A 13,215-nucleotide genomic window follows, 5' to 3' on the forward strand; every position below is an offset into this window, starting at 1 on the left:
TACATGGATGCGCAAGCGGCGCGGCTTCACCCTGATCGAACTGCTGGTGGTGCTCGGCATCGTCGCCTTGCTGCTGACGCTGGCGGTGCCGCGCTTTTTCCCGAGCGTCGACAAGACGAAGGAAACCATCCTGCTCGATAACCTGCGCAACACGCGCGCCGTGATCGACCAGTTCCACGCCGACACCGGCCGCTACCCGGATTCGCTGGAGCAGCTGGTCGAGAAAAAATACCTGGCGCGGGTGCCGGTCGACCCGATCACCGAAAGCGAGACCACCTGGGTCCTGGTGCCGCCCGCGGAAGACGGGGCGCCGGGCGCGGTCTACGACATCCGCAGCGGCGCACCGGGAAATGGCCGCGACGGCCGGCCCTACGCCGAATGGTAGCGCGGCGCGTACGCTCGCCCGATGCCGGCTTTACCTACGTCGGCCTGGTGATCTTCGTCGCGATCCTGGGGCTGGTGGGCGCGGCGACGCTGAAGGTCGATTCCCTGCTGCGCCGGGTAGCCGCCGAACAGGAGCTGCTCGAGATCGGCGCGGAGTACAGCGAAGCGCTGCGCAGCTATGCCGCCGCCACGCCGCGCGGTTATCCGACCGCGCCGCCGACCATGCAGGAGCTGCTCAAGGACCCGCGCTTTCCCGGCACGCGCCGCCACCTGCGCAAGATCTACGTCGATCCGCTCACGGGCAAGCAGGAGTGGGGCATCGTGTACCAGGGCGACAACGTGGGTGTGCTGGCGGTGTACAGCCTGTCGCAGGCGCAGCCGCTGAAGCTGGCGAATTTCGACGCCCGCTTCCAGAATTTCGAGAACAAGCAGCACCTGTCGGAATGGAAGTTCACGGCCAGCGGCACCGGCGCCAGCGCCAGCGGGTCGGCGGTGGCGAACGGTCAGCCGCCGGCGCTGCAGCCGAACACGCCGAACACGCCGAATCCGCAGCCGGCGTCCCTGTTCCCCGCGCCGGAAGCGGCGCCGCCGACCGTCCCGCCGGCGCCGGAACCAGCCGAATCACAGGCTAAACCGCAGGATGAAACGGCAGACAAAGCGGAGGACGCGCCGCCGGAGAACGATGCCGAGCCGCCGCGGGAGCCCGAGGAGCCGCCGGCCCGGTCCGAGCCGGCCGAAGCCGAACCGGCGCCGCCCGCCGAGCCGCCGGCGGAGGAAGGGCGGCCGGGCGGTCGCTGATTACTTGGCGCGGCGCTTGAAGTCGCGCGGGCGGAAGCCCAGGGCGCCGAGCACGCCGAAATAGCAGATGCCGCAGACGGCGATGATGCCGAGCAGGGCGCCGCCGCGCAGCAGCGGATGGGCGCGCAGCGCGAGCCAGTCGAACTGGATCTGGCAGAACCAGGCGACCGCGCCCATGACCGACACGGCCACCATCAGCTTCAGGAAGAAGACGCCCCAGCCCGGCTGCGGTACGTAGATATTGCGGCGGCGCAGCCCGCGGTAGAGCAGGGCGGCGTTGAGGCAGGCGGCGACGCCGATCGACAGCGCCAGTCCGGCGACGCCGAACAGCGGTACGAAGACCAGGTTCATCAGCTGCGTCGCGACCAGCACGCCGACCGCGATCTTGACCGGGGTGCGCACTTCCTGGCGCGCGAAGAAGGCCGGGGCCAGGGTCTTGACCAGGATGAAGCCGAGCAGGCCGGCGCTGTAGGCCATCAGCGGCAGCGACGAGGCGTTCACGTCGGCGGCGTCGAAGGCGCCATAGTGGAACAGCGTGGCGATCATCGGCGTGGCCAGCGTCGCCAGGCCGACTGCCGCCGGGATCGACAGCAGGAAGGTCAGGCGCAGGCCCCAGTCCAGCAGGGACGAGTATTCCTGGGTGTCGCCTTCGGTGTTGGCTTTCGCCAGGCCCGGCAGCAAAATCGTACCGAGCGCCACGCCGAGCAGGGCGGTCGGCAGCTCCATCAACCGGTCCGCATACTGCAGCGCCGTGACTGCGCCCGCGGCCAGGCTGGCGGCGATCGTCGTGTTGATCAGCAGGCTGATCTGGGCCGCGGCGACGGCGAACACGGCCGGACCCATCTTGCCCAGCATGCGGCGCACGCCGGCGTCGCGCAGGCCGGTGAACGGGTTGGCCGACAGGCGAGGCAGCATGCCGAGCTTGATCAGCGGCGGCAGCTGCAGCGCCACCTGCAGGATGCCGCCGATGCACACGCCGACCGCCATCGCATAGATCGGCTGGGCAAAATAGTCCGACAGCACGACGGCGGCGAAGATGAAGGACAGGTTCAGCAGCACCGGGGTAAAGGCCGGGATCTTGAACTGGCGCCAGGTATTCAGCACGCCGCTGGCCATGGCCACAAAAGCCATGCAGGCGATGTAGGGGAACATCAGGCGGGTCATGACGACCGCCGCGTCGAACGCCTCCGGCTCGCGCTGCAGGCCGCCGCCGATCCAGTAGATCAGCACCGGCGCGGCCAGGATGCCGACCACGCTGGTCAGCATGGTGGCCCAGATCAGCACGGTCGCCACGTGGTCGACCAGGGTCTTGGTCGCTTCCTGGCCGTGTTTCGTCTTGTATTCGGTCAGGATCGGTACGAAGGCCTGCGAGAAGGCGCCTTCGGCAAACAGGCGCCGCAGCAGGTTCGGCAGGCGGAAGGCGATATTGAAGGCGTCGGTGAAGTTCGAGGCGCCGAAGGTGGCGGCGAACAGACTTTCGCGCAGCAGGCCCGTGATGCGGGACACCATGGTCATGCTGGAGATTGCAGCGAGGGTCTTGAGCAGATTCATGGGGCGTAATTATAGCTGGGCAACACCCTGCACACGGCTCATCTGGCGAGAATAGTGAATTATGAATTGCTAGGCGTGGATTCCTTCGCTATAATCGTGGGCTGTACTGAATTCTGTTAGCAGACACTTATGTTTGGCAGGCACTGGAATGGGCCAGTTTGACTCGCTAATGTTTGCAAACGCAACTTGACCCCGATTTAGGAAATTCCATGGCAAATACCGCACAAGCGCGCAAACGCGCTCGTCAAGCAGTTAAGCAAAACGCACACAACAGCGCTCAGCGTTCGACCCTGCGTACCGCAATCAAGGCCGTCCGCAAAGCCATCCAGGCTGGCGACAAGGCCGCTGCAACCACCATCTTCCAGCAGTCCGTGTCGACCATCGACAGCATCGCTGACAAGAAGATCATCCACAAGAACAAGGCCGCTCGCCACAAGAGCCGCCTGGCTGCTGCTCTGAAAGCCCTGTCGGCCTAATAGACCGGTTGGCGCGCGGCCTTGGCCGCGCAGGCAGTACAGTGGAAGAAAGACCCGCCCGACTTTGGTCCCGGCGGGTTTTTCCGCTTCTGCGCTCGGGTTTGTAGGGTGGGTACTCGTACCCACCGCCTGTTCGCGCGATGAAGATGGTGGGTTCGAGAACCCACCCTACGCCCCTGCGCTCGGGTTTGTAGGGTGGACACCTGTGTCCACGCTGTCGTGCCGCCGCATGCCGCACCGCGTCTATTCAACCGGTGAGACCGCGTGGGCACGGGTGCCCACCCTACGGGAACCGGTTCGTAGGGTGGGTACTCGTACCCACCGCTTGTTCGCACGATGAAGATGGTGGGTTCGAGAACCCACCCTACGCTCCTGCGCTCGGGTTTGTAGGGTGGACACCTGTGCCCACGCTGTCGTGCCGTTGCGTGCCGCACCGCGTCTATTCAACCGGTGAGACCGCGTGGGCACGGGTGCCCACCCTACGGGAACCGGTTCGTAGGGTGGGTACTCGTACCCACCGCTTGTTCGCGCGATGAAGATGGTGGGTTCGAGAACCCACCCTACGCCCCTGCGCTCGGGTTTGTAGGGTGGACACCTGTGTCCACGCTGTCGTGCCGCTGCGTGCCGCACCGCGTCTATTCAACCGGTGAGACCGCGTGGGCACGGGTGCCCACCCTGCGGGAACCGGTTCGTAGGGTGGGTACTCGTACCCACCGCTTGTTCGCGCGATGAAGATGGTGGGTTCGAGAACCCACCCTACGCTCATGCGCTCGGGTTTGTAGGGTGGACACCTGTGCCCACGCTGTCGTGCCGTTGCGTGCCGCACCGCGTCTATTCAACCGGTGAGACCGCGTGGGCACGGGTGCCCACCCTACGGGAACCGGTTCGTAGGGTGGGTACTCGTACCCACCGCTTGTTCGCGCGATGAGGATGGTGGGTTCGAGAACCCACCCTACGACCCCTTCGCCGAGGTCCAGGCCAGGCACCCCACCGCCAGCATCGAATTGCTGACCAGGAAAGCCCCGTGCCGGTAGAGCAGGGGCGTCTTCCCCTGGTCGGCCACGTCCAGCGCCCAGACATCCCCCGACGGCGCCGACCACAGGATGCGCCCGTCCACCGCCTCGATCCCGGCAAACACCTGGTTCGGCGTCGTGCCCGGCTTGAAGAACACCATCACCGTATTCACCCCGGGCGGAGGCAACGCGGCCACAGGGCCGCCGACCAGCACCGCCAGCACCAGCGCCGTGGCGCCGGCCTTGCCGCCGAGCGTGCCCGAGCCGTTCATCGAGCCATTGCTGCGGCGCAGCCACCAGCCCAGCGCGGCCACCGCCACCCCGAACACGACAAACCACAGCAGGTCCCAGAACAGCACGTTGTCGCTGTCGAGGCGGATGCGGTGGATGCCGAGTATCCAGTGCGAGAGCACGCCGTCGATCATGTGCCAGGCGCCGAAACCGATCGCCGCGTTCGCCAGCAGCAGCCGGTCGCCGCCCGGGGCGCCGAAGCTGTGCCGACCCTTCCAGAGTTTCCACAGTCCGGCGAACGCGATCACGTACATCAATAAATGGAACAGGCCGTCGGCCATGATCTGCACCCGGATGTCCTGGAAGGGCGGGCGCGTGACCAGCGACAGCAGGTGATGCCACTGCAGGATCTGGTGCAGCAGGATGCCGTCGAAAAAGCCGCCGAGCGCGAAGCCGAGCAGGAAGCCGGCCCAGCCGAGGGCACGTAGAGCGGGAATGGCGTGGGCGTCGGACTGGCGGACGGTCATGGCGGCTCCTGTCGAATAAACCTGGAAATACAGGCGGATGCCACATGCTAGCGCGTTCGCGCGGCCGGGTGCGCAGGCCTGGAGACAGGCCCCCGGATCGCTAAACCGGTAGCGCAGCGTAAAATACTGGTGCATAATGTGAAACGCGCGTCTTATGTCTTATAGAAGACTTGGGGCGCGGCCGGGAGAATGCCAAGCGCGCCGAGCGGCCGGGAACACCTCTTCGCGCTCTGTCCATCGCGTTCTGGGCGGAGTAGTATCGGAGTAGTATGATCCAGCGAGCGCGCCGCATACCGTGCGGGCGCGGGCAGGCGTTACTTATCAAGTTTTACACATCGCGAGATCTTCGCGATAACCGAGGAAATAGTGCATGAGCAGTGATCCGACCATCATCTACACCCTGACCGACGAGGCGCCGCTGCTGGCGACCCACGCCTTCCTGCCTGTCGTCAGCACCTTCACCAAGGCTGCGGGTATCCGCGTCGAGCAGGCCGATATCTCGGTCGCCGCACGTATCCTGGCCCAGTTCCCGGAACGCCTGACCCCGGAACAGCGCGTCCCCGACGTCCTGAGCGAGCTGGGCAAGAAGACCCTGGAACCGGACGCGAACATCATCAAGCTGCCGAACATCTCCGCATCGGTCGGCCAGCTGGTCGCCGCGATCAAGGAACTGCAGGGCAAGGGCTACGACCTGCCGGACTACCCGGCCGATCCGAAGACCGACGAGGAAAAGGCGATCAAGGCCAAGTATGCCAAGTGCATCGGCTCGTCCGTGAACCCGGTCCTGCGCGAAGGTAACTCGGACCGCCGCGCACCGAAGGCGGTCAAGGAATACGCCCGCAAGAACCCGCACTCGATGGGCGAATGGTCGCCGGCCTCGCGCACCCACGTGTCGCACATGACCCACGGCGACTTCTACCACGGCGAAAAGTCGATGACCCTCGACCGCGCCCGTGAAGTCAAGATGGAACTGGTCACCAAGAGCGGCCAGACCATCGTCCTGAAACCGAAGGTCGCGCTGCAGGACGGCGAGATCATCGACTCGATGTTCATGAGCCGCAAGGCCCTGCTCGAGTTCTACGAAAAGCAGATCGAAGACGCGAAGAACACCGGCGTGCTGTTCTCGCTGCACGTGAAGGCGACGATGATGAAGGTCTCGCATCCGATCGTCTTCGGCCACTGCGTGCGCATGTTCTACAAGGACGCGTTCGCCAAGCACGGCGCGCTGTTCGACAGCCTCGGCATCAACGTCAACAACGGCATGGCCGACCTGTACAACAAGATCGCCGACCTGCCGGCCTCGCAGCGCGAAGAAATCGAGCGCGACCTGCACGCCTGCCAGGAACACCGTCCGGCGCTGGCCATGGTCGACTCGGCCAAGGGCATCACCAACTTCCACTCGCCGAACGACGTCATCGTCGACGCCTCGATGCCTGCGATGATCCGCGCCGGCGGCAAGATGTACGGCGCCGATGGCCGCCTGAAGGAAGTCAAGGCCGTCATCCCTGAATCGACCTTCGCCCGCATCTACCAGGAAGTCATCAACTTCTGCAAGTGGCATGGCGCCTTCGATCCGAAGACCATGGGCACCGTCCCGAACGTGGGCCTGATGGCCCAGCAGGCCGAGGAATACGGTTCGCACGACAAGACCTTCGAGATCAGCGAAGACGGCGTGGCCAACATCACCGACATCGCCACCGGCGAAGTCCTGATGAGCCAGAACGTCGAGCAGGGCGACATCTGGCGCATGTGCCAGGTGAAGGATGCCCCGATCCGCGACTGGGTCAAGCTGGCGGTCACCCGCGCGCGCAACTCGGGCATGCCGGCCGTGTTCTGGCTGGACCCGTACCGTCCGCACGAGAACGAACTGATCAAGAAGGTCAAGACCTACCTGAAGGATCACGACACGACCGGCCTGGACATCCAGATCATGTCGCAGGTGCGCGCGATGCGCTACACCCTGGAGCGCGTCAAGCGCGGCCTGGACACCATCTCGGTGACCGGCAACATCCTGCGCGACTACCTGACCGACCTGTTCCCGATCCTGGAACTGGGCACCAGCGCCAAGATGCTGTCGATCGTTCCGCTGATGGCCGGCGGCGGCATGTACGAAACCGGCGCCGGCGGCTCGGCGCCGAAGCACGTGCAGCAGCTGACGGAAGAGAACCACCTGCGTTGGGACTCGCTGGGCGAATTCCTGGCGCTGGCCGTCTCGCTGGAAGACCTCGGCATCAAGACCGGCAACAACAAGGCCAAGGTCCTGGCCAAGACGCTCGACGCCGCTACCGGCAAGCTGCTGGACAACCGCAAGTCGCCGTCGCCGAAGACCGGCGAGCTCGACAACCGCGGCAGCCAGTTCTACCTGTCGCTGTTCTGGGCCCAGGAACTGGCCGCGCAGACCGAGGACGCCGAACTGGCGGCCCACTTCGCGCCGCTGGCCAAGACCCTGCTTGATAACGAGCAGAAGATCGTCGCCGAACTTCTGGAAGTGCAGGGCAAGCCGGCCGACATCGGCGGCTACTACAAGCTTGAGGACGCCAAGGTGAAAGCCGTGATGCGTCCTAGCGCGACCTTCAACAGCGCGCTGGACACCATCGCCTGATAGTGCCCGTTTGCGCGGCGTTGCCGCGCAGCTTGGAGCAAAAGAAAACCCGCCGGTCCTTACGGACCCGGCGGGTTTTTTATTTCGAATACGAATTCACGAGGCGGGCTCGTAGCGTTGGCGCTGACCGTAGGGTGGGCCGGGCCGCGCTAGGCACCCCGTGCCCACGCGAAACGCCGCGCAGTGTGGCGCATCAAGCACGGTGGAGCATGCGCCGCGGCTACGCATCATGAAGCGCTAACGCAGCGCGTGCTGTATGGTTCACATGCCGCCAAGGCGATGCCGGCGTCCGCGTGGGCACGGGGTGCCCACCCTACGGGAACCGCCGCGTCTTACTTACGCAACTCCGCCACCGGCACCTCCACATATTCCCCCGGCATCAGGGGATGGGTCGCCAGCGAAAACGGCCCGATGCTGCTGCGCACCAGCCGCAGCGTCGGCAGCCCGACCGCCGCCGTCATCCGGCGCACCTGCCGGTTCTTGCCTTCCTCGAGCGTGATCGCGATCCAGCTGGTCGGCTTGTCGGCCCGCGCGCGGATCGGCGGGTTGCGCGGCCACAGCCATTCCGGCTCGGCGATGCGCACCGCGCGGCAGGGCTTGGTGACGAAGTCGCCCAGGTCGAGCGGCGCCTGCAGGCGCGCCAACGCGGCGGCGTCGGCGACGCCGTCCACCTGCACCAGGTAGGTCTTGGCTTCCTTGTGGTCGGGGTGGGCGATCTTGTGCTGCAGCTTGCCGTCGTCGGTGAGGAGCATCAGGCCCTCGCTGTCGGCATCGAGGCGGCCGGCCGGGTAGACGTTGGGAATCTTGACGTAATCGGCGAGCGATTCGCGGCCTTCCTGCGGGCTGAACTGGCATAGCACCTGGAAGGGTTTGTTGAAGAGGATGAGGGCCATGGGAGAGGGTGAGGGAATCGGGACTGGGTGCCGGGCGTGGCGCGGGGCACGATACTGGTGCATAATGCAAGAGACAACATGATGTCTTATACAAGACTTGCAACCACTATTGTAATGTAGTTCGCAGGCGATGCCTGAGGCTGTGGCATTGCAGAGCGCCGTGCGACCATTTTGGAGAACACGATGTACCAGCATATCAACGTACCCGCAGACGGCCAGAAGATCACCGTCAACGCCGACTTCTCGCTGAATGTACCGGACCATCCGATCATTCCCTACATCGAGGGCGACGGCATCGGGATCGACATCAGCCCGGTGATGCTCAAAGTGGTCGACGCGGCGGTGGCCAAGGCCTACGGCGGCCAGCGCAAGATCCATTGGATGGAAATCTATGCCGGCGAGAAGTCGACCAATGTCTATGGTCCGGACGTATGGCTGCCGGCCGAGACCCTGGATGCGGTGAAGGATTACGTGGTCTCGATCAAGGGTCCGCTGACCACGCCGGTCGGCGGCGGCATCCGTTCGCTCAACGTGGCGCTGCGCCAGGAGCTCGACCTCTACGTCTGCCTGCGTCCGGTACGCTATTTCGCCGGCGTTCCCTCGCCGCTGAAGCAGCCGGAAAAGACCGACATGGTCATCTTCCGCGAGAACTCGGAAGACATCTACGCCGGCATCGAATGGGCCGAAGGTTCGGAAGGCGTCAAGAAACTGATCGATTTCCTGACCAATGAAATGGGCGTCAGGAAGATCCGCTTCCCGGAGACCTCCGGCCTGGGCATCAAGCCGGTCTCGCGCGAAGGCACCGAGCGCCTGGTGCGCAAGGCGATCCAGTACGCGATCGACAACGACAAGCCCTCGGTGACGCTGGTTCACAAGGGCAATATCATGAAATACACCGAAGGCGGTTTCCGCGACTGGGGCTATGCCCTGGCGCAGCGCGAATTCGGCGCCGAGCTGATCGACGGCGGTCCATGGTGCAAGTTCAAGAACCCGAAGACCGGACGCGACATCATCATCAAGGATTCGATCGCCGACGCCTTCCTGCAGCAGATCCTGTTGCGTCCGGCCGAATATAGCGTGATTGCCACCCTGAATTTGAATGGCGACTATATCTCAGACGCATTGGCGGCCCAGGTTGGCGGCATCGGCATTGCGCCGGGCGCCAACATGTCGGATTCGGTCGCAATGTTCGAGGCCACCCACGGCACCGCGCCGAAGTATGCCGGCAAGGATTACGTGAATCCGGGTTCGCTGATCCTGTCCGCCGAAATGATGCTGCGCCATATGGGCTGGACCGAGGCAGCCGACCTGATCATTTCGGCGATGGAAAAGGCGATCCAGTCGAAACGCGTCACCTATGACTTTGCGCGCCTGATGGAAGGCGCCACCCAGGTATCGTGCTCGGGCTTTGGCGAAGTGATGATCGAGCAGATGGGGTAATCGCGTATTAATTGCGCCGGATCGAAAGCCCCGCCGTGAAAGGTGGGGCTTTTGTTCTAAAGGGCAGGGCGCATATGCCGGGAGAATGGCCCTATCTAAATGGATAAGCGAAAAAAAACCCCGCCTGGGCGGGGTTCTTAGCGTCTTCCGCGGGGCTGATTACATGCCCTGGATGTTGGAAGCTTGCTTGCCTTTAGGGCCTTGCGTGACTTCGAATTGGACTTTCTGACCTTCTTTGAGGGTCTTAAAACCGTTCATGTTGATTGCGGAGAAGTGTGCAAACAGATCCTCGCCGCCGTCATCTGGAGTGATGAAGCCAAAGCCTTTGGAATCATTGAACCACTTAACAGTACCAGTTGCCATAAAAGAACTTTCAAATTTAAACAAATCACACGAGCCATAAAAGCAAGAAGCTTCTTGCCCCCTCCTCAGCCTGCTCACTTCTTATCAACAAGTACATAAGTACATGTCAATGTTTGCATTGTTGATGGACTAATCTTGTAAGTCAAGCCCTTTGATCGTTGTGTTGCTAAATTCTTCACACGATCTGCAAAGCCAGCTCTTGATTTCTGCAATCGGAACGCCATCTGCGCTTTCAACGGAAAACAAGTAAGATGGAAGCGAGTCGAAGTGAGCGGATCGCGTTGATCTGATCTTTCCGCTTTGCATCATCCTTGAAAGCATTAGAATACGTCCATGGCAACCAAGCACGATACCGAACAGCTGCTGGAGCGGCAGATCGTAAAACCACCGCCCCTGTATCAGGTGGCGTTGCTGAATGACGACTACACGCCGATGGAGTTTGTGGTCGCTATCATTCAGGAGTACTTCAACAAGGATCGCGAGACAGCGACGCAGATCATGCTTTCCGTACACCGTCACGGCAAAGGCGTGTGCGGCGTGTTTTCCAAAGATATAGCGTGTACCAAAGTGGAGTTTGTCTTAACGCATGCGCGTAAGGCAGGGCACCCCCTGCAGTGCGTGATGGAGGAAGTATGATTGCGCAGGAACTTGAAGTATCCCTACACATGGCCTTTGTCGAAGCTCGACAGGCACGGCACGAGTTCATTACCGTGGAGCACCTGCTGCTTGCGCTCCTCGATAATCCCTCGGCCGCTGAAGTCCTGCGTGCATGCGCCGTCAACATCGACGATCTGCGCAAGACCTTGACCAATTTTATCGGTGACAACACCCCGACCGTGCCGGGCACGGGCGAGGTCGACACCCAGCCGACGCTCGGCTTCCAGCGCGTGATCCAGCGTGCGATCATGCATGTGCAGTCGGCGTCGAACGGCAAGAAGGAAGTGACCGGCGCGAACGTGCTGGTGGCGATCTTCGGCGAGAAGGACTCGCATGCCGTTTACTACCTGCACCAGCAGGGCGTGACCCGTCTCGACGTGGTGAACTTCATCTCGCACGGCGTGCGCAAGGACCAGCAGATCGACAGCCAGAAGGCGTCGGAAGGCGTGGAAGAGGCGCAGGTCGAAGGCGCGACGAAGGAAAGCCCGCTCGACCAGTTCACCCAGAACCTGAACAAGTCGGCCGCCGACGGCAAGATCGATCCGCTGATCGGTCGCGAAGAGGAAGTGGACCGCGTGATCCAGATCCTGTGCCGCCGCCGCAAGAACAATCCGCTGCTCGTGGGCGAAGCCGGCGTCGGCAAGACCGCGATCGCGGAAGGCCTGGCATGGCGCATCGTCCAGGAAGACGTGCCCGAGATCCTGCAGAATGCCGTCGTGTATTCGCTGGACATGGGTGCGCTGCTGGCCGGCACCAAGTACCGCGGCGACTTCGAACAGCGCCTGAAGGCCGTCCTCAAGCAATTGAAGGACACGCCGAACGGCATCCTGTTCATCGACGAGATCCACACGATCATCGGCGCCGGTTCCGCATCGGGCGGCACGCTCGACGCGTCGAACCTGCTGAAACCGGCCCTGGCGAACGGCCAGCTCAAGTGCATCGGCGCAACCACGTTCACGGAATTCCGCGGCGTGTTCGAGAAGGACCATGCGCTTTCCCGCCGCTTCCAGAAGGTCGACGTCAACGAGCCGTCGGTCGAGCAGACCGTGCAGATCCTGCGTGGCCTGAAGTCGCGCTTCGAAGAGCACCACGGCGTGAAGTACTCGTCGTCGGCGCTGTCGACCGCGGCCGAACTGGCGGCGCGCTTCATCAATGACCGTCACCTGCCCGACAAGGCGATCGACGTCATCGACGAAGCGGGCGCGGCCCAGCGCATCCTGCCGAAGTCGAAGCAGAAGAAGACCATCGGCAAGACCGAGATCGAGGAAATCATCGCCAAGATCGCGCGTATTCCACCGCAGACCGTCAACCAGGACGACCGCAGCAAGCTGCAGACGATCGACCGCGACCTGCGCAACGTCGTCTTCGGCCAGGACCCGGCGATCGATGCGCTGGCATCGGCGATCAAGATGGCGCGCGCGGGCCTGGGCAAGCAGGACAAGCCGATCGGCTCCTTCCTGTTCTCCGGTCCGACCGGCGTCGGCAAGACCGAGGTCGCCAAGCAGCTGGCCTTTATCCTCGGCATCGAGCTGATCCGCTTCGACATGTCCGAGTACATGGAGCGCCACGCCGTGTCGCGCCTGATCGGTGCGCCGCCGGGCTACGTCGGCTTCGACCAGGGCGGTTTGCTGACCGAAGCCATCACCAAGAAGCCGCACGCGGTGCTGCTGCTGGACGAGATCGAAAAGGCCCACCCGGACATTTTCAACATCCTGCTGCAGGTGATGGACCACGGCACGCTGACCGACAACAACGGACGCAAGGCCGACTTCCGCAACGTGATCATCATCATGACCACGAATGCGGGCGCCGAGAGCCTGACCAAGCGTTCGGTCGGCTTCGTGGATGCGCGTGCGACCGGCGACGAGATGGCCGACATCAAGCGCATGTTCACGCCGGAGTTCCGCAACCGCCTGGATGCGATCATCAGCTTCCGTGCGCTGGACGAGGAAATCATCCTGCGCGTCGTGGACAAGTTCCTGATGCAGCTGGAAGAGCAGCTGCACGAGAAGAAGGTGGAAGCCGTCTTCACCGAGAAGCTGCGCAAGTTCCTCGGCTCGAAGGGCTTCGATCCGCAGATGGGCGCCCGCCCGATGTCGCGCCTGATCCAGGACATGATCCGCAAGGCCCTGGCCGACGAGCTGCTGTTCGGCCGCCTGGTCAACGGCGGCCGCGTGACGGTGGACCTGAACGAGAAGGACGACGTCGTCCTCGAGTTCCCGGAAGGCGACGCACTGCCGCCGCCGGCCCCGGCCGAGACGGTCGAGATCGAGTAAGTTC

The 13,215-nt window shown here is 63.3% G+C and carries 11 protein-coding genes; 7 read left to right on the forward strand and 4 right to left on the reverse strand.

The genetic code is table 11. The features are described from left to right. Positions 1–7 precede the first annotated feature (7 nt). Positions 8–385, forward strand: coding sequence for a type II secretion system protein (locus ACFOPH_RS01115; RefSeq protein WP_312553884.1), 378 nt, complete (start codon positions 8–10; stop codon positions 383–385). Beyond that, complete coding sequence (locus tag ACFOPH_RS01120) at positions 379–1,182, forward strand: type II secretion system protein (RefSeq protein ID WP_312553887.1); 804 nt, start codon at positions 379–381, stop codon at positions 1,180–1,182. The genes ACFOPH_RS01115 and ACFOPH_RS01120 overlap by 7 nt, the downstream gene beginning before the upstream one ends. Here ACFOPH_RS01120 and murJ read toward each other — a convergent pair whose 3' ends face one another. Continuing rightward, positions 1,183–2,733 (reverse strand): murein biosynthesis integral membrane protein MurJ, encoded by a 1,551-nt coding sequence (murJ, locus tag ACFOPH_RS01125; protein WP_312553890.1) that lies wholly within the window; start codon positions 2,731–2,733, stop codon positions 1,183–1,185. Positions 2,734–2,942: 209 nt separating this feature from the next. Here murJ and rpsT point away from each other — a divergent pair, with 209 nt between their 5' ends. After that, positions 2,943–3,209, forward strand: a complete 267-nt coding sequence (rpsT, locus tag ACFOPH_RS01130; protein WP_036216299.1) for a 30S ribosomal protein S20 — start codon at positions 2,943–2,945, stop codon at positions 3,207–3,209. Positions 3,210–4,161: 952 nt separating this feature from the next. Here rpsT and ACFOPH_RS01135 read toward each other — a convergent pair. After that, entirely contained in the window at positions 4,162–4,980 is an 819-nt protein-coding gene (locus ACFOPH_RS01135) for a DUF2243 domain-containing protein (protein WP_379732935.1), read from the reverse strand. Positions 4,981–5,350: 370 nt separating this feature from the next. Here ACFOPH_RS01135 and ACFOPH_RS01140 point away from each other — a divergent pair, with 370 nt between their 5' ends. Beyond that, the gene (locus tag ACFOPH_RS01140) at positions 5,351–7,582 is read left to right on the forward strand and encodes an NADP-dependent isocitrate dehydrogenase (protein ID WP_379732937.1); all 2,232 of its coding nucleotides are present in this window, start codon (positions 5,351–5,353) and stop codon (positions 7,580–7,582) included. A 332-nt stretch (positions 7,583–7,914) separates the two neighbouring features. Here the strand turns inward: ACFOPH_RS01140 and ACFOPH_RS01145 are convergent, their stop codons facing one another. Further along, a complete protein-coding gene (locus ACFOPH_RS01145) occupies positions 7,915–8,475 on the reverse strand; it encodes a pseudouridine synthase (RefSeq protein WP_312549972.1) in 561 nt (186 codons plus the stop codon). Positions 8,476–8,658: 183 nt separating this feature from the next. Between ACFOPH_RS01145 and icd the strand changes: the two genes are divergently transcribed. Further along, complete coding sequence (gene icd, locus ACFOPH_RS01150; protein WP_379732939.1) at positions 8,659–9,915, forward strand: NADP-dependent isocitrate dehydrogenase; 1,257 nt, start codon at positions 8,659–8,661, stop codon at positions 9,913–9,915. Positions 9,916–10,074: 159 nt separating this feature from the next. Here the strand turns inward: icd and cspE are convergent, their stop codons facing one another. Next, a complete protein-coding gene (gene cspE / locus ACFOPH_RS01155) occupies positions 10,075–10,278 on the reverse strand; it encodes a transcription antiterminator/RNA stability regulator CspE (RefSeq protein ID WP_020653506.1) in 204 nt (67 codons plus the stop codon). A 333-nt stretch (positions 10,279–10,611) separates the two neighbouring features. Between cspE and clpS the strand changes: the two genes are divergently transcribed. Both clpS and clpA read left to right on the forward strand, forming a co-directional pair. After that, a complete protein-coding gene (gene clpS / locus ACFOPH_RS01160) occupies positions 10,612–10,914 on the forward strand; it encodes an ATP-dependent Clp protease adapter ClpS (protein WP_312549969.1) in 303 nt (100 codons plus the stop codon). Then, positions 10,911–13,211, forward strand: coding sequence for an ATP-dependent Clp protease ATP-binding subunit ClpA (gene clpA, locus ACFOPH_RS01165; RefSeq protein WP_312549968.1), 2,301 nt, complete (start codon positions 10,911–10,913; stop codon positions 13,209–13,211). The genes clpS and clpA overlap by 4 nt, the downstream gene beginning before the upstream one ends. The last annotated feature ends 4 nt before the right edge of the window (positions 13,212–13,215 follow it).

This window comes from Massilia haematophila, from assembly GCF_042647645.1.
GTDB classification, from domain to species: Bacteria; Pseudomonadota; Gammaproteobacteria; order Burkholderiales; family Burkholderiaceae_D; genus Telluria; species Telluria haematophila.